We start from the raw sequence: 15,502 nt of genomic DNA on the forward strand, positions 1-15,502 counted from the left end.
CGCGTTCGCGGCGGCCGTCGGGCTCGCGCTCGCGTGAGGCGGGCGCCGTCGCGCTCGGGCTCGCGCTCGCGCTCGCGTGCGGCGGGTCAGTCGTCCGCGACGAGGCGCTTGCCGAGCGACACCGCGTGGTCCTCGGCGTACCCGAGCGAGGCGTAGAACCCGAGCACCCGCTCGTTGCCGGCCCGCACCTGGACGTTGACCTTCGGGCATCCGCGCGCGAGCAGCAGCCGTTCGAACTCGGCCATGAAGGCGCGGCCGAGCCCGGTGCCCTGGTGATCGGGATGGACGGCGAGGTAGTTCACCCAGCCGCGGTGGCCGTCGTAGCCGGCCATGCCGGCGCCGACCAGGGCACCGGGCTCGGCCGCGCCTTCATGGCCGAGTTCGAACGGCTGCTGCTCGCGCGCGGATGCCCGAAGGTCAACGTCCAGGTGCGGGCCGGCAACGAGCGGGTGCTCGGGTTCTACGCCTCGCTCGGGTACGCCGAGGACCACGCGGTGTCGCTCGGCAAGCGCCTCGTCGCGGACGACTGACCCGCCGCACGCGAGCGCGAGCGCGAGCCCGAGCGCGACGGCGCCCGCCTCACGCGAGCGCGAGCCCGACGGCCGCCGCGAACGCGAGCCCGATCCCGCTCCACTGCACGGGCGTGAGGCGCTCCCGCAGCACCACACCCGCGAGCGCCACTGTGCCGATCGGGTAGAGCGCGTTGAGCACGCTCACCACGGGTAGCGTCGACGGGTCGTCCCCGGCGCGGAGCGCCGCCTGGATGCACACGTTCGCCAACGCGTCGAGCACCCCGCAGGCGACGACCGTCGCCACGACGCGACGCGACCACGCACCCGCGCGTGCCGACCTGCCCACGCGCACCGTGCCTCCAGTCCGTGCAGCAGCACCCACCGGACGCGACGCACCGACAGCGAGCGCCGCACCCGCCGGACCCGACGCACCGGACCGCACCGCGACCACCACCGCAGCCGCCCCGAGCAGCACCGTCTGCACCCCGCGCGCCACGAGCAGCGGCGCGACCCCCGACCCGTCCGGCGCCGCGTCGTAGGCGAGCACGATCCCACCGAACCCGCACCCCGCGACGGCTGCCGTGACCAGCCCGGCCGGGGTGACCCGCGCGCCGGAGGTGTCCCGCACCGCCGCGACGAGCACGACCGCGACGACCGCCACCACGAGCGCGACCCACGCCGTCGGCGACAGCGACGTGCCCCGGACCAGCGCGACGACCACGGGCACGACGGCCGCGAAGACGGCGGTCAGCGGCGACAGGACGCTCATCGGGCCGATCGCGAGCGCGCGGTAGAGCAGCAGCACCCCGACCCCGCCGGAGAGCCCCGCGACGAGCCCCCACCCGACGGCCGGACCGGACGGATCCGCGCCGACGAACGGGATGCCGAACGTGAGCGGCACCAGCCCGACCGCCGCGGCGGCCGCGGCGACCGTGACGGCGCGCAGCCGCCGGGCCGCGACGCCGCCCAGGAAGTCGGCGGCGCCGTAGACGACAGCACCGGTCAGGCCGAGCAGCACGGTGAGCACGGCTCCCATCCTGCCCGGCCCGGTAGCCTGCGCAGCGTGAGCGTTCCGTACCACCGCCTGCCCCGCGTCGACGCCCGTTGGCGGTGGTGGCGCCCGCTCGTCGCGCTGGCGGTCCTGGCCGGGTGGTACGTCGCGACGCAGGTGGTCCTGGCGGTCGCCTACTTCGTCCCGATCGGGGCGTCACAGGGTCCCGAGGGGCTGATGCGCTTCCAGCAGGACCTGGCCAGCGGTGCGCTCGACCCGACCGATCCGCTGATCCTGTCGCTGTCGCTGGTGTCCCTCGTCGTGCTGCTCCCCGGCATCCTGCTCGCGGTCAAGCTCGCGAAGCTCGGGCCGGCGAACGTCCTGTCGTCGACGCGCTTCCGGGTGCGCTGGCGCTGGACCGCGTGGTGCCTCCTGCCGACGCTCGTCATCGCGGTGATCATGTTCTCGGTCCAGACCATCGGCATGTTCACGTTCGACGGCGGGTTCGGCTGGGACCACGCTGCGATCGGGCAGTCGACCGTCTCGGTCAGCACGCTCACGCTGACGATCGTCCTGGTCGTGCTGCTCGTCCCGTTCCAGGGCGCGGCCGAGGAGTACGTCTTCCGCGGCTTCCTCATGCAGACGATCGGCTCGTGGATCCCGGTCCGCGTCGTCGGCACGGTGGTGGCGGTCGGCGTCTCGACCGTCGTGTTCGCGCTGCTGCACATCCCGAACGGCTACAACGTCTGGGGCATCCTCGACGTCGGCTCGTTCGGCCTCGTCGCCGCGATCATCGTGCTGCGCACCGGCGGCATGGAGGCGACGGTGCTCCAGCACGCCTTCAACAACATCATGATCTTCGTGCTGCAGGCGCCCGGCTGGTCGCGGATCGACCTGACGTCGCAGGACGCGCAGGGCACCGTGGGCGGATGGCTCGTGACGCTCGGCACCTCGCTCCTGTACTGGGGGATGGTCGAGGTGCTCGCGCGGTGGCGGAAGCTGGACCGGCGGTTCGCCGGTCACGAGGCGCCCCGGTTCCGGGGGACGCCGCCGGCCTTCGCAGGTGGGTCGCGCTGGTTCCGGCCAGGAGGCACGGGGTGGGCGGGCGCACCGGCCCGCGTCGACGACGCGGCCGGGCCCGGCGACCGCACGGGTGGCGCTGTGGACAGTGCGGTGGGTGTCGCCCGTCGGCCGTAGGCTCCTGGCATGAGTTCCACGCCCGCGTTGGACGTCCTGCACCGGGTCTGGGGGTACGACGCCTTCCGGGGCGAGCAGGCCGCCATCATCGACCAGGTGGTGGGCGGCGGCGACGCGCTCGTCCTGATGCCGACCGGCGGCGGCAAGTCGCTCTGCTACCAGGTGCCCGCGCTCGTGCGCGACGGGATCGGGGTCGTCGTCTCGCCGCTCATCGCCCTCATGCAGGACCAGGTCGACGCCCTCGCGGCGAACGGCGTGCAGGCGGCGTTCCTCAACTCGACGCAGGGACCCGACGAGCGCGCCCGGGTCGAGCGCGCGGCGGTGTCCGGGCAGGTCGACATGCTCTACCTCGCGCCCGAGCGGCTGCGGCTCGAGTCCACCCGCTCCCTGCTCGACCGCGCGCGGATCGCACTGTTCGCGATCGACGAGGCGCACTGCGTCGCCCAGTGGGGGCACGACTTCCGGCCGGACTACCTCGAGCTGAGCGTCCTGCACGAGCGCTGGCCGACGGTGCCGCGGATCGCCCTGACCGCCACCGCCACCCCGCAGACCCACCGCGAGATCTCCGCCCGCCTCGGCCTCGACGACGCCGCGCACTTCGTGGCCGACTTCGACCGACCGAACATCCAGTACCGGATCGAGCCGAAGACCGGGGCGCTCCAGCAGCTCCTGACCTTCATCCGCACCGAGCACAGCGGCGACGCGGGCATCGTGTACTGCCTGTCCCGGAACTCGGTCGAGCGCACCGCCGCGGCCCTCGCCGAGCAGGGCATCCCGGCGGGGTCGGGGTGCTGCTGCTCTACCGCGCGCTCGCGATCGGCCCGATGAGCGTCCTGTCGCCGCTGACCGCCGTCTTCGCGGCCGTCGTGCCCGTGGTCGTCGCGCTGGTCCGGGGCACGTCGCTGTCGCCGACGGCGTGGGTCGCGCTCGTGGTGGCGGTCGTCGCGGTCGTGCTCGTCGCGGCGGTGCGGGACACCTCCGGCGCGCGGGTCACCCCGGCCGGGCTGGTCACGGCAGCCGTCGCGGGGTGCGGGTTCGGTGGGATCGTGCTCGCCTACGACGCGGCGCCGGACGGGTCGGGGGTCGCGCCGCTGCTCGTGGCGCGCGGGGTGCAGACGGTGCTGCTCGGGGCGGCTGCGGTGGTGGTCGCGGTGCGGTCCGGTGCGTCGGGTCCGGCGGGTGCGGCGCTCGCTGTCGGTGCGTCGCGTCCGGTGGGTGCTGCTGCACGGACTGGAGGCACGGTGCGCGTGGGCAGGTCGGCACGCGCGGGTGCGTGGTCGCGTCGCGTCGTGGCGACGGTCGTCGCCTGCGGGGTGCTCGACGCGTTGGCGAACGTGTGCATCCAGGCGGCGCTCCGCGCCGGGGACGACCCGTCGACGCTACCCGTGGTGAGCGTGCTCAACGCGCTCTACCCGATCGGCACAGTGGCGCTCGCGGGTGTGGTGCTGCGGGAGCGCCTCACGCCCGTGCAGTGGAGCGGGATCGGGCTCGCGTTCGCGGCGGCCGTCGGGCTCGCGCTCGCGTGAGGCGGGCGCCGTCGCGCTCGGGCTCGCGCTCGCGCTCGCGTGCGGCGGGTCAGTCGTCCGCGACGAGGCGCTTGCCGAGCGACACCGCGTGGTCCTCGGCGTACCCGAGCGAGGCGTAGAACCCGAGCACCCGCTCGTTGCCGGCCCGCACCTGGACGTTGACCTTCGGGCATCCGCGCGCGAGCAGCAGCCGTTCGAACTCGGCCATGAAGGCGCGGCCGAGCCCGGTGCCCTGGTGATCGGGATGGACGGCGAGGTAGTTCACCCAGCCGCGGTGGCCGTCGTAGCCGGCCATGCCGGCGCCGACCAGGGCGGCCGGGGCGGCGGTCGCGCTGGCGTCCGTCGCGGTGGCGTCCGTGGACTCGGCGACCAGGAAGAGCTCGGGCTGCTCGGCGGTCTTGCGGGCGATGTCGCGGTACGGGTCGTTCCACGGGCGGAGGAGTCCGCACGCTTCCCACAGGGCGACGACGGCGGCGGTGTCGTCCTCAGCGAAGGTTCGGAAGCGGTACGACATGTCCACAGGCTAGCGCGGCCCCCACCGGACGGACGCTCACGTCTGCTATACCTGTTCGACCACCGCACCTCGGACCAGGAGCCCCGTGACCGCACACGACACCATGCCGTCGGGGCTGTCTCCGTCCGGTGACGAGATCCCGGAGCGCCCCCGCCGGCGCCGTCCGAAGCAGACGGTCGGTGGCGCGCTCGTGTCCCTGCTCGCCGAGCTGCTCATCATCGCGGGCGCCGGCACCGGGCTCTACGTGCTCTGGACCGCGTGGTGGACCGACGTGGTCGCGGTGAACGAGCAGACCGCCCTCGTGCAGGACCTCGAGCAGACCGCGGTGCCCAAGACCGCGGGGACCGAGCACCGCGAGGCCGCTCCCGTCCTGGCCGAGCCCCCGGGACTGTCGTCGGTGTTCGGCACGATGCAGATCCCCCGGTTCGGCGCCGACTACAACCGCCCGATCGGTGAGGGCACGGACCGTGAGAAGGTCCTCAACACGATCGGCCTCGGCCACTACCAGGACACCGCGATGCCGGGCGCCGAGGGCAACTTCGCGGTCGCCGGGCACCGCGTCACCTACGGCAAGCCGCTCAACCAGATCGCGGACCTGAAGAACGGCGACTCGATCGTCGTGCGCGTGACCGACAAGGCGAAGGACTTCGACGTCTGGTACGTCTACAAGGTCACCGACTCGCAGATCGTCACGCCCGACAAGATCGAGACGATCGCCCCCGTGCCGAACCAGCCCGGCGTGCAGCCCACCGCCGAGGACCGCTGGCTCACGCTCACCGCGTGCCACCCGATGTGGTCGGCCAAGGAGCGGTACGTCACGCACGCCAAGCTCGACTACTGGATGCCCGCTTCGGAGGGCACCCCGAAGGAACTCTCGGAGACGCCGAATTGATCTTCCCGTTCGTCTGGCGCATCCTGCCGGGCCCCGTCGTCCTGAAGGTGCTCGAGCTGCTCGTGCTCATCGCCGCGGTCGTGTGGGTGCTCTTCACCTTCGTCTACCCGTGGATCGCGTCGGACATCCTGCCGCCGCCCGACGGCACGGTGGACGTGTCGCCGTCGCCCTGACGCTCCGCTGACGGTCCGCTGACGGTCCGCTGACGACCGCTCGCCGTCCGGGACGGACCGCGCCGGGCCAGGTCGGGCTGGGATGGGCCGAGCCGGGCGTCAGACGGTGACGGTGACGCGGGAACCGCCGCCGGGGGTCCGCCGGACCGCGATGCGCTCGGGGATGCGCTGCTTGAGCTCCTCGACGTGGCTCACGATGCCGACCTGCCGCCCGCCGGCCGTGAGCCGGGCGAGCTGCCCGATCACGTCGTCGAGCGTCTCCGGGTCGAGCGTCCCGAAGCCCTCGTCGACGAAGAGCGTCCCGAGCGCGACGCCGCCGGCCTCGGCCTGCACGACGTCGGCGAGCCCGAGCGCCAGGCAGAGCGACACCGTGAAGGTCTCGCCGCCGGACAGGCTGCCGGGAGCCCGGAGCGTGTCGGTCGTGTGGTCGTGCACGGCGAGGGCGAGTCCGGTCTTGCGCGCGCGTGAACCGGTCTCGCGCTCCTCGGAGGTCTCGAGGGTGAACCGGCCGCCGAGCATGCTCCGCAGGCGGTCGTTCGCCGCGGCCACGACGTCCTCGAACCGCCGCATGAGCACGTACGTGCCGAGTGTGATGCCGCTCGGGTTGACCGAGGTGGACCCGGCGGCGACGTCGGCCAGCCGCACGACCGCGCGGCTCCGGGCGGACGTGGACTCCCGTGCGCAGACGGCGCGTGCGACGTCCTCGCCGCACCGGGCTGCGGCCGCGAGCCGGTCGGCCGCCGAGACCGCGACCCGGGTGGCCGCGTCAGCGCGCTCGACCGCGGTGTCACGCGCGGCGACCGCTGCCGTCAGGTCGAGGGGTTCGTCGGCGGTCCGGGCGGCCTCGAGGACGGCCGGCTCGGCGAGGCCAGCGTCGACGACGGCCCGCTCCCGGTCCGCCGTGGCCACGACGGCACGGAGGCGCTCGCCGTCGGCCGCGGGGACGATTGCCGTGCGGGCCCGCTCGACGGTGTCGAAGCCCTGCTCGGCGCAGACTGCGGTGACCTCCGACTGCCGCTCGGCGACGGACGCGGCAGCCGTGGCGACGCGCGCGTCCGCGGCGAGCACGGCGTCGAGCTCCGCGACACGGTCGTCCAGGGCACGCACCGCGTCGGCGAGCGAGGACCCGGTGCCTGAGGCCGTTTCGGTGGCCTCCGTGTCGGTGCTCGCGCTCGTGCCGGCGTCGAGCGCCACGGTGGCGCGACGGACGGCCGCGTCGACGGCGGCGGTGTCCTGGGCGAGCCGCTCCGACTCGGCCGCGGTGGAGGACACCAGGACGGCGTGCTCGGACGCGACCGTGGTGCGCTCCTGCTCGAGCGCACGGGTCTGCTCGTCGTGGGCGGTACGCCGGCGCTCGAGGTCGAGCACCTGGACGGCAGCGTCGTGCGCTGCCCGGACCCGCTCGGCTGCGGCGGTCGCACGGGTCTCGAGGGTGTCGGCGTCGAGGTCGCCGAGCACCGTCCGGAGCCGCTCGTGTTCCTGCTGCGCGAGCGCGAGGTCGGTCGCCGCGGCGGCGAGGGCGGCCTCGGCAGCGCGGGCGGCGGACGCGGCGGACTCGACCGCGTCCGCGGAGGGGTGGTCGTCCTGCGGCACCGCGACGCTCGGGTGCTCGACCGCACCGCACACCGGGCAGGCGTCGCCCGGCTGCAGGGCGGCGCCGAGTTCCCCGGCCAGGCCGGCGATCCGTCGAGCGCGCAGGTCGGTCTCCGTGGCGAGGGCGGCCGACGCTGCGGCTCCGGCGTCCGCGACCGCTCGCTCGGCCTGCTCCTGGGCTCGGGCTGCGGTGACGCGGGTGGACAGGTCGGCCCGGAGCTGGGCGACCCGTTCGACCTCGACCCGGGCGGGCTCGGCGTCGGCGGCGAGGGCGGTGGCGGTCCGTGCGGACTCGACGATCGTCGCGCGCTCGGCCGGGCGGCGCTCGAGCGCGTCGACGAGCGCCGCCGACCGGGCCGCGAGGTCCTCGGTCCGGACGGCCGCGTCCGCAGCGGTCCGACGGCGGACAGGGAACGTGCGCTCGACCGCGACGAGGTGTCGGACGTCCGACAGACAGTCGGCGAGGGCGGTCCGGATGCCGACCACGTCGATGTCCGCGTCGAGTCCGGCACCCTGCCGTCGGGCCGTCGCCGCATCCGTCGCCTGAGCGGCACGCGCACGCGCCGCGTCGAGGGCGTCGGCGCTCGTCGCGACGCGAGCGGCGCGTTCGCCGAGTGCCAGACGGTCGCGCGCGGCGGTGACCTCGTCCGCCGCCGCGTCGAGCGCCCGACGACGATCGAGCAGTGCGGCACGACGTTCGCGGGCGGTGACGCGCTCGCGGATCGACCGCTCGTGCTCGCGGGCCCGCTCGGCGTCGGACACCGCGGCCCGGCGGTGCTCGTCGGTCTCGGCGGCGACGCTGCGGAGACCGGCGACCACATCGTCGACGGCGCGCTCGTCCGGGTCGTCGACCCCGGCGGCCTGCGCGAACCGGGACAGTGCGTCGCGGACGCGGGACTCGGCGCCCTCGACCTCGGCGAGGACCGCGCGACGACGGGCCGCGAGCTCGTCGGCCGTGCGGTCGTAGACCTGCGTGCCGAACAGGGACTGCAGGAGCTTCCGGCGTTCCTCGCCCGGAGAGCGCAGGAACCGCGCGAACTCGCCCTGGGGCAGCACGACGGTCTGCAGGAACTGGGCGCGGTCGAGTCCGACGATCCGCGTGACCTCGAGCCCGATCTCCGGGATCCGCGACGACACCGGCTCGCCAGCGGGGTCGGCGGGGTGCGCCAGACGGAAGAGCTGCGCGGACGCCTGCTGCCGGACCGTGCCGGTGCCGCGCTGCTTCGGTCGGTCGTACTGCGGAGTGCGCCGGACCCGGAACAGCCCGGCACCCGTCTCGAAGACCAGCTCGACGAAGGGCTCGGTCGCGGGGTCGGCGTGCTGGCTGTGCAGGCGGTCGGACGTCGAGGACTCCCCCGCGAGCCCGCCGTACAGGGCGAACACGACGGCATCGATGATCGTCGACTTGCCGGACCCCGTCGGCCCCTCGAGCAGGAACACCCCCGAGGCGGCGAGGGCGGCGAAGTCGATGACGACGGTGTCCGGGTACGGCCCGATCGCGCGGAGCTCGAGGCGGTGCAGGTACATCAGCGCGTCCCGTCGGCGTCGAGGGTGTGCAGCGCGGCCTCGTACGCCTCGGTCAGGACAGCCAGATCGTCGTCGTCCGGCGCCGCACCCGTCGCGAAGGTCACGAAGTCCGCCGCGACCTCGACCGGGTCGGACGTGGCGCTCACCGCGCGGGCGGCGGCGCGCTCAGGGCGTTCCGCGGGCTCGTGCGTGACGGCCAGGGCGAACGGGAAGTGGTCGCGGACGCGGGCGTACATCCGCTCGGGGTGCACGGTGTCGGTGACCGCGACCCGGACCCACGCGTCGGCGTCGGCGTGGTGCGCACCGGACTCGATCGCGTCGATCGTGGCGCGGACGTCCACCAGGCGGCGCGGCACCGGGGCCGGCAGGAGCTCGACCGCGACGCCGCCGTCCGCCGCGAGGTCGACGAGGGTCACGCTCTTGCGCTGGTGCCGCTCGCCGAACGAGAACGCGAGCGGGGAGCCCGCGTACCGGATCCGGTCGCCGTCGCCCACCCGCTGCGGCCCGTGCAGGTGGCCGAGCGCGACGTAGTCGATGCCGTCGAACACCGCGGCCGACACCTGGTCGACCCCGCCGACGCGGATGTCCTGCTCGCTGTCGCTCGGCGCGGCACCGCTGACGAAGGCGTGCGCGACGACGACGCTGCGGTGCCCGGGACGCGCGCCGAGGTCGGCGCGGATGCGGTCCACCGCGGCCCCGACGACGGCCTGGTGCGACCGGGCGAGGGACTCGTCGGGGAGCGTCGCGAGGGCGTACCGCGTCAGGTCGGGGTGCAGGTAGGGGATGCCGTAGACCGCGACCGGGCCGTGGTCGTCGGCGAGGAGCACCGGGTCGGCCAGCCGCGCGGGCTCGGCGACGATGCGGACGCGGTCGTGCATGACCCCGGCGCCGAAGCCGAGCCGTGCCGCGGAGTCGTGGTTGCCCGGCGTCAGGACGACGGTCGCCGTCTGCGCCAGGCGCTCGAGGGTGCGGGAGAGCAGTCGGACGGCGTCGACGGGCGGGATCGCGCGGTCGTAGACGTCACCGGCGATGACGACGAGGTCGACGGCGCGGTCCCGCACGGTGTCGACGAGGAAGTCGGCGAACGCCGCCTGGTGCTCGAGCAGGTCGGCTCCGAGCAGCGTGCGGCCGAGGTGCCAGTCGCCGGTGTGGAGGATCCGCATGCCGTCACGGTAGCGGCGGCCGGGGACATCGCCGGGCACCCCGCGGGGTGCTGTGGAGAGCCGGTCAGCTGCACGAGAACGAGTCGACCTCGACGAGGGGTGGCAGTCCGACTCGGATGACCGAGAGCACCTGGACGTTGCTCCGCTGCGTCCAGCCGTTCTCCGTACGTACGGTGACTTCGTACCGTGCGCCGAGCTTGAGCAGTCCGGCGCCTTGGATGACCGCCGAAGTGCTGGACGGGGTCACAGGGACGACGAGTTGGTCGCCGACGTAGACCCCGACGGTCTCCCCGGGCGGCGGAGCGACGCCGCCCCAAGTCCATCCGATCGTCGCCGAGCCGCCGCCGGTGCAACTCGTGATGGTCGCCGTGCGGACGCTCGCGGCGGTGAACGACGAGGTCGGGGTCCTGGTCGTCGTGCTCCACGACACGGCCTCTGCCCGCAGCGGGTGGAACGTCCCCGTCCCGATGATGACCCCGAGGACGACGATGAGTCCGACGACGGATCGGGGCCGCCGCGGACCCCGCGCGGACCGCCGCCCGTGGACGCGGGGAACATCGGACGGAAGATGCGGGGCGGAGGTGCCACGGGCCTCCCGTCCGGTCCGACGCAACCCCGCGTCCACCGTGCACAGCGCGAGCAGGCCCGCCAGTGCGGCGGCCGCCGCGGCGACCGCGCCCCACCGGCCCTCGTGCGCCCACAGGACGGGCGTGCCGATGAACGGGACGCGCAGGTAGCCGACCCCGTGCACCGCCGAGCGGTCGAGCGGTGTCGAGTCGGCGGCGGGGTTGGCGTCGCCCTTCGTCACGATCGTGCCGTCGGCGCCCGTCTCGACGTACCGGTGCAGCCGCAGGTGCCCGGCCTGGTCCGGGTCGTCGGCGAGCAGGACCCGGCCGGGGACGACCTCGGGCGCGGGGACCGGCCGGGAGACGACCACGTCCCCCGGCACCAGCCGCGGTGCCATCGACGCGGTCACGACCGTGGTGGGCTGCCAGCCGACCACGGCCGGGACGGCGGCCCAGAGCGCCAGGCCGAGCACGGTCGCGACGATCCCGCGTGCGAGGGTGCCGACCACGACGCGCCCCCAGTCGAGCGCGTCGAGCACGGTGTCCGGACGGGCGTGGCGGTGCTGACCGCCGACGCCGGTGGTGTCCATCACGGTGCCCGTCGCGGATCAGGTGTTCTGGGCCTCCCAGGTGAAGCCGAGCGAGGCCGAACCGCCCTGGGCGGTGTTCGGGGTGTCCGGCGACACCGTGTAGGTGAACTTGAAGACCCGGGTCTCGGGCGCGGTCCCGGTGGGCGTCCACGACCCCTTGCCGGTGGCGAAGGTCGTGGTGTTCGTACCGAGCGTCGAGAGGGTCGTCGCGGGGATCACGGAGGCGCCGGTCGCCAGGGCGGTGAAGCCGTCGCACGACCCGAAGCCGCCTCCGGTCCCCTGGTCGACGGTCATCGTGATGTTCGCCGCCAGGTCCTTCTGCGACGTCAGGGACGACGTGTAGAGCTTCACCGCGGACGGCAGGGATCCGCTGGACGTGACGGCGATGCACTTGGAGCCGGTCGACCCGGGCTTGAGGTTCGTGACCGTGAAGAGCGCGGTGTTGCTGTCGTCGTCGGACAGGGCGACGCTGCCGGCCGTCCAGTTGCTCGTCGGGTTGGACGTGACGTCGGAGAAGGCGGAGTACGAGGCCGTCGAGACGACGACCCCCGAGGCGACGAGTGCGGCCGGGACGGCGATCCAGGCTGCGAGCCGGGCAGCACGAGGAGACACACGGGACATGGTTGTCCTCCGAGAGGGGTTCTGATCGGTTTCGGTTCCGGACCCGCGGTGGTTGGTCGCGCTGCGGAACCTGGTGGTTGGGCAACACCGTACGTGCTCCCTGAGCGTTCCACAAGACTCTTCGCGCATCACTTGCTCAATCATTCACATACTTGTTGAATGAGGTACATCCTCCCGAGACGAGTCCCATGACGAACACCCTCACCGCCCCCGCCACCGCGGACCGCACCGCGTCGACCGACGACCTGGACCGCGTGCTCCGCGCCTTCCGCACGCTGCAGACCCAGCACGCGCGGGTCCTGGCGCACCAGAGCGCGCTGCGCGGGCTGCACGCGACCGACCTGCGGTTCCTGGTGTTCGTCGCCGGTGCAGATGCGGGCGTCACGCCGAAGCACGCGGGCGAGCACCTCGAGCTCACCACGGGGGCGATGACCTCGTTGATCGACCGGCTCGAGCGGCGCGGGCACATCGAACGGCGGCCCAACCCGGGCGACCGGCGGAGCATCCTCGTGCACCTGACCCCCTCCGGGGCGGCGATCGCCGGCGAGGTCGCGGCGGTCTACCGGGAGGCCTTCCGCTCGGGCGTCGACCCCGCGGACCTCGCCCGTGTGGCGGTCGCGCTCGAGGCCGTCGGAAGCGCCCTCGACCCCCGCGACCGCTGACGGCGGGCGAGCCCGTCCGGGCCGCGGGGCGGCCGCGTAGCGTCGGCGGCATGACACCGTCCGAACTCCTCACCGAAGCGTTCTCCCGCGTCCCCGAGACCGTCGCCCGGGCCCTCGACGGCCTGTCCGAGGACCAGCTCGCGACACGGCCCGCAGCCGGCGCGAACACACTCGCCTGGCTCGCGTGGCACACCGCACGCGGACAGGACGCGCAGATCGCGGACCTGGCCGGCAGCGAGCAGGTCTGGACCGCGGACGGCTGGGTCGAGCGCTTCGGCCTGCCCTTCCCCGCCGAGGCCCTCGGCTACGGCATGTCCCGGGACGACGTCGGCCGCGTCCGGGCCTCGGCCGAGCTGCTGAACGGGTACCTGCGTGCCGTGCACGAGCGCACGGTCGCCTACCTGGCGACGCTCGGCCCGGAGGACCTCGACCCCGTGGTGGACGACGCGTGGGACCCGCCCGTCACGCGCGGCGCACGGCTGGTCAGCATCCTCGACGACTGCGTCCAGCACGCGGGGCAGGCCGGGTACGTGCGCGGCCTGCTGTTCTTCTCGCGCTGACCCGCCGCGCCCCGCACCGCACCCCGCAAAACGCAACGTCGGCGGTTCCTCGCAGCGGTATGACGCTGCGCAGATCCGCTGACGTTGCGTTTCGCGGAAGGTGCGGGAAGACGGACGGGAGGCACGGTGCCACCTGGCACCGTGCCTCCCGTCCGGTCTCCGGTCGCGTCGCGATCCCGCCAGCGCGAGACGTCGCCTGGACTGCGAGACGCCGCCGTCCGCGCGAGACGCCGCCGAATGTGGCGGCGTCTCGTGTCGAAGGCGGCGTCTCGTGTCGAAGGCGGCGTCTCGTGGAGACGCCCCCGTCTCGCGCGCAGCGAGACGGGGGCGTCCCGGCGTCGCGATCAGCGAGCGGCGAGCTCCGCGACGATCCCGTCGCCCGGGCCGGCCTCGACGAGGTCCGCCTCGATCTCCGCGTTCTCGAGGATGCCCTCGATCTTGCGGCGGCGGCCACGCGGGACGAGCGTCACGACGGTGCCCTCCTTGCCGGCACGACCCGTGCGGCCCGAGCGGTGCAGGTACGCCTTGTAGTCGTCCGGTGCGTCGGCCTGCACGACGAGCGAGACGTCGTCGACGTGGATGCCGCGCGCGGCGACGTCGGTCGCGACCAGCACGTTCACCCGGCCGCTCGTCAGGAGCTGCAGGTTGCGGGTCCGACGGGACTGGTTGAGGTCGCCGTGCAGCGAGGTCGCGCGGATGCCGGCGTCCTCGAACTGGTCGGCGAGCCGCTCGGCATAGGCGCGGGTGCGGGCGAAGACGATGGTCTTGCCGTCGCCCGCGACGAGCTCCTCGAGGACCTGGTCCTTCTGGCGCTGCTCGACCACGAGCACGCGGTGGTCGATCGTCGAGGACGCCTGGTCCTCGCCGGCGACCTCGTGGACGCTCGGCTCGTGCAGGAACTCCGACACGAGCGACGCGACCTGCGCGTCCAGCGTCGCGCTGAAGAGGAGCTTCTGCGCGCGGTCGCCGTGGGGAGTGACCTCGGCCGTGGCCGAGAGGATCTCGCGCACCGGCTCGAGGAACCCGAGGTCGCACATGTGGTCGGCCTCGTCGAGCACGGAGACGACGACCTCGCTGAGGTCGAGCTTCCCCTTGTTCATGAGGTCCTGGACGCGACCGGGCGTGCCGACGATGATGTCGACGCCGCGCTCGAGGGCGCCCTCCTGGCGGCCGTAGGGCACACCGCCGTAGATCTGCGTCGTGAAGAGGCCGACCGAACGGGCGATCGGCTGCACGGTGCGGTCGATCTGCAGGGCGAGCTCGCGGGTCGGGGCGAGGATGAGCGCGCGCGGGGCACGGCCCATCCGGCGCTTCGTGCCGCCGCCGTGCTCCATGAGCTTCTCGACCAGGGGCGCACCGAACGCGATGGTCTTGCCGGAGCCGGTGCGGCCACGGCCGAGCACGTCCTTGCCGGCGAGGACGTCGGGGATGGTCGCCGCCTGGATCGGGAACGGGCTGGTGGCGCCCATCTCCGCGAGGGTGCGGGAGATGTTCCCGCCGATGCCGAGGTCGGCGAAGGTCACGCCCTCGACGTCGGCCGCGATCGTCGCCTCGGCCTGGAGCTTCTCGAGCTTGACGTCGTCCGCGGGGACGTACCCGGTGCGGGGCTCGTCGCGGGCGTCGCGGCGCTGGGGGCGCTCGTCGCGGGCGTCGCGGCGCTGGGGGCGCTCGTCGCGGTCGGAGCGGCGGGGGGCGCGGTCGTCACGGTCGTTGCGACGCTGCGGGCGCTCGTCCCGGTCGAAGCGACGCGGGGCACGGTCGTCCCGGTCGTCGCGACGGGGAGCGCGGTCGTCGCGGTCGAAGCGACGCGGGGCACGGTCGTCACGGTCGAACGAGCGCCGCTGCGGGCGCTCGTCACGGTCGAAGCGACGCGGGGCGCGGTCGTCCCGGTCGAACGAGCGCCGCTGCGGGCGCTCGTCACGGTCGAAGCGGCGCGGGGCGCGGTCGTCCCGGTCGAAGCGACGCGGGACCCGGTCGTCCCGGTCATCACGACGGGGAGCGCGGGCGTCACGGTCGAAGCGACGAGGAGCACGGTCATCCCGGTCGAAGCGACGAGGAGCACGGTCGTCACGGTCGTACCCGCGCGCACCGCGGTCGTTGCGGTCGAAGCCACGCGCGCCACGGTCGTCGCGACGCTGGCCGCCGTCGCGAGGCTCCCAGTTCGGACGCGCCGGACGCTCGCCCTGCGCCGAACGGCCGCGGCGCTCCTCGGCGTCCCAACGCTGCTTCTGTCGGGGCTGCGACGGGTCGGCGGCACGGAAGCCGCGGTGCTTGCTGCTGCGCGCGGCGGGGGTGCCGTTCGGGTGGCGGACTCGGTCGTCGGCACGCTGACGCGCGCCCTTGTCGTACGGGGCCATGGCTACTTTCCGGGGTGCGGACGTCCGCGTGCCCGGCAGCGACATCGGCGCGGAGCTT

At 74.1% G+C, this 15,502-nt stretch carries 15 protein-coding genes and 1 pseudogene; 8 read left to right on the forward strand and 8 right to left on the reverse strand.

Annotated elements, in window-relative coordinates; translation table 11 throughout:
- Positions 1-86 precede the first annotated feature (86 nt).
- Positions 87-347: a GNAT family N-acetyltransferase gene (locus HUN59_RS19800; RefSeq protein ID WP_368076229.1), complete on the reverse strand. Its 261-nt coding sequence runs from the start codon at positions 345-347 to the stop codon at positions 87-89.
- Between HUN59_RS19800 and HUN59_RS19805 the strand changes: the two genes are divergently transcribed.
- Positions 312-530: a GNAT family N-acetyltransferase gene (locus HUN59_RS19805; RefSeq protein ID WP_254629912.1), complete on the forward strand. Its 219-nt coding sequence runs from the start codon at positions 312-314 to the stop codon at positions 528-530. The two genes, HUN59_RS19800 and HUN59_RS19805, sit on opposite strands and share 36 nt — an antisense overlap.
- Positions 531-579: 49 nt before the next feature.
- Here the strand turns inward: HUN59_RS19805 and HUN59_RS15765 are convergent, their stop codons facing one another.
- The gene (locus tag HUN59_RS15765) at positions 580-1,539 is read right to left on the reverse strand and encodes an EamA family transporter (RefSeq protein ID WP_174778887.1); all 960 of its coding nucleotides are present in this window, start codon (positions 1,537-1,539) and stop codon (positions 580-582) included.
- Positions 1,540-1,575: 36 nt separating this feature from the next.
- On the opposite strand from HUN59_RS15765, the gene HUN59_RS15770 reads away from it, so the two are divergent.
- The 3 genes and pseudogenes from HUN59_RS15770 (at position 1,576) to HUN59_RS15780 (ending at position 4,226) form a co-directional block, all read left to right on the forward strand.
- A complete protein-coding gene (locus HUN59_RS15770) occupies positions 1,576-2,700 on the forward strand; it encodes a CPBP family intramembrane glutamic endopeptidase (RefSeq protein ID WP_174778886.1) in 1,125 nt (374 codons plus the stop codon).
- A 9-nt stretch (positions 2,701-2,709) separates the two neighbouring features.
- Positions 2,710-3,480 (forward strand): annotated as a pseudogene (locus tag HUN59_RS15775) (RecQ family ATP-dependent DNA helicase); the annotation flags it as partial.
- Positions 3,481-3,488: 8 nt separating this feature from the next.
- Complete coding sequence (locus tag HUN59_RS15780) at positions 3,489-4,226, forward strand: EamA family transporter (protein ID WP_174778889.1); 738 nt, start codon at positions 3,489-3,491, stop codon at positions 4,224-4,226.
- Between the two features lie 49 nt (positions 4,227-4,275).
- On the opposite strand, the gene HUN59_RS15785 is transcribed toward HUN59_RS15780, so the two are convergent.
- Complete coding sequence (locus HUN59_RS15785) at positions 4,276-4,740, reverse strand: GNAT family acetyltransferase (RefSeq protein WP_174778890.1); 465 nt, start codon at positions 4,738-4,740, stop codon at positions 4,276-4,278.
- An 85-nt stretch (positions 4,741-4,825) separates the two neighbouring features.
- Between HUN59_RS15785 and HUN59_RS15790 the strand changes: the two genes are divergently transcribed.
- Together HUN59_RS15790 and HUN59_RS15795 are read left to right on the forward strand one after the other, a co-directional pair.
- On the forward strand, positions 4,826-5,632 hold the full coding sequence (locus HUN59_RS15790) for a class E sortase (protein WP_241490069.1): 807 nt from the start codon (positions 4,826-4,828) through the stop codon (positions 5,630-5,632).
- Entirely contained in the window at positions 5,629-5,805 is a 177-nt protein-coding gene (locus tag HUN59_RS15795; RefSeq protein ID WP_167509945.1) for a hypothetical protein, read from the forward strand. The genes HUN59_RS15790 and HUN59_RS15795 overlap by 4 nt, the downstream gene beginning before the upstream one ends.
- 99 nt (positions 5,806-5,904) lie before the next feature.
- Here HUN59_RS15795 and HUN59_RS15800 read toward each other — a convergent pair whose 3' ends face one another.
- The 4 genes from HUN59_RS15800 to HUN59_RS15815 all read right to left on the reverse strand — a co-directional run bounded on the left by HUN59_RS15800 (position 5,905) and on the right by HUN59_RS15815 (position 11,865).
- Complete coding sequence (locus HUN59_RS15800; RefSeq protein ID WP_174778891.1) at positions 5,905-8,925, reverse strand: AAA family ATPase; 3,021 nt, start codon at positions 8,923-8,925, stop codon at positions 5,905-5,907.
- Entirely contained in the window at positions 8,925-10,088 is a 1,164-nt protein-coding gene (locus tag HUN59_RS15805; RefSeq protein WP_174778892.1) for a metallophosphoesterase family protein, read from the reverse strand. Before HUN59_RS15805 ends, HUN59_RS15800 begins: the two co-directional genes overlap by 1 nt.
- A 64-nt stretch (positions 10,089-10,152) precedes the next feature.
- Positions 10,153-11,244 (reverse strand): S24/S26 family peptidase, encoded by a 1,092-nt coding sequence (locus tag HUN59_RS15810; protein WP_174778893.1) that lies wholly within the window; start codon positions 11,242-11,244, stop codon positions 10,153-10,155.
- Positions 11,245-11,262: 18 nt separating this feature from the next.
- The gene (locus HUN59_RS15815; protein WP_174778894.1) at positions 11,263-11,865 is read right to left on the reverse strand and encodes a TasA family protein; all 603 of its coding nucleotides are present in this window, start codon (positions 11,863-11,865) and stop codon (positions 11,263-11,265) included.
- Between the two features lie 188 nt (positions 11,866-12,053).
- Between HUN59_RS15815 and HUN59_RS15820 the strand changes: the two genes are divergently transcribed.
- Together HUN59_RS15820 and HUN59_RS15825 are read left to right on the forward strand one after the other, a co-directional pair.
- On the forward strand, positions 12,054-12,527 hold the full coding sequence (locus tag HUN59_RS15820) for a MarR family winged helix-turn-helix transcriptional regulator (RefSeq protein WP_174778895.1): 474 nt from the start codon (positions 12,054-12,056) through the stop codon (positions 12,525-12,527).
- A gap of 50 nt (positions 12,528-12,577) precedes the next feature.
- Positions 12,578-13,087 (forward strand): mycothiol transferase, encoded by a 510-nt coding sequence (locus tag HUN59_RS15825; protein ID WP_058740607.1) that lies wholly within the window; start codon positions 12,578-12,580, stop codon positions 13,085-13,087.
- Between the two features lie 344 nt (positions 13,088-13,431).
- Here HUN59_RS15825 and HUN59_RS15830 read toward each other — a convergent pair whose 3' ends face one another.
- Positions 13,432-15,444 (reverse strand): DEAD/DEAH box helicase, encoded by a 2,013-nt coding sequence (locus HUN59_RS15830; protein WP_174778896.1) that lies wholly within the window; start codon positions 15,442-15,444, stop codon positions 13,432-13,434.
- Positions 15,445-15,502: the final 58 nt, after the last annotated feature.

This window comes from Curtobacterium sp. Csp2 (assembly GCF_013347165.1).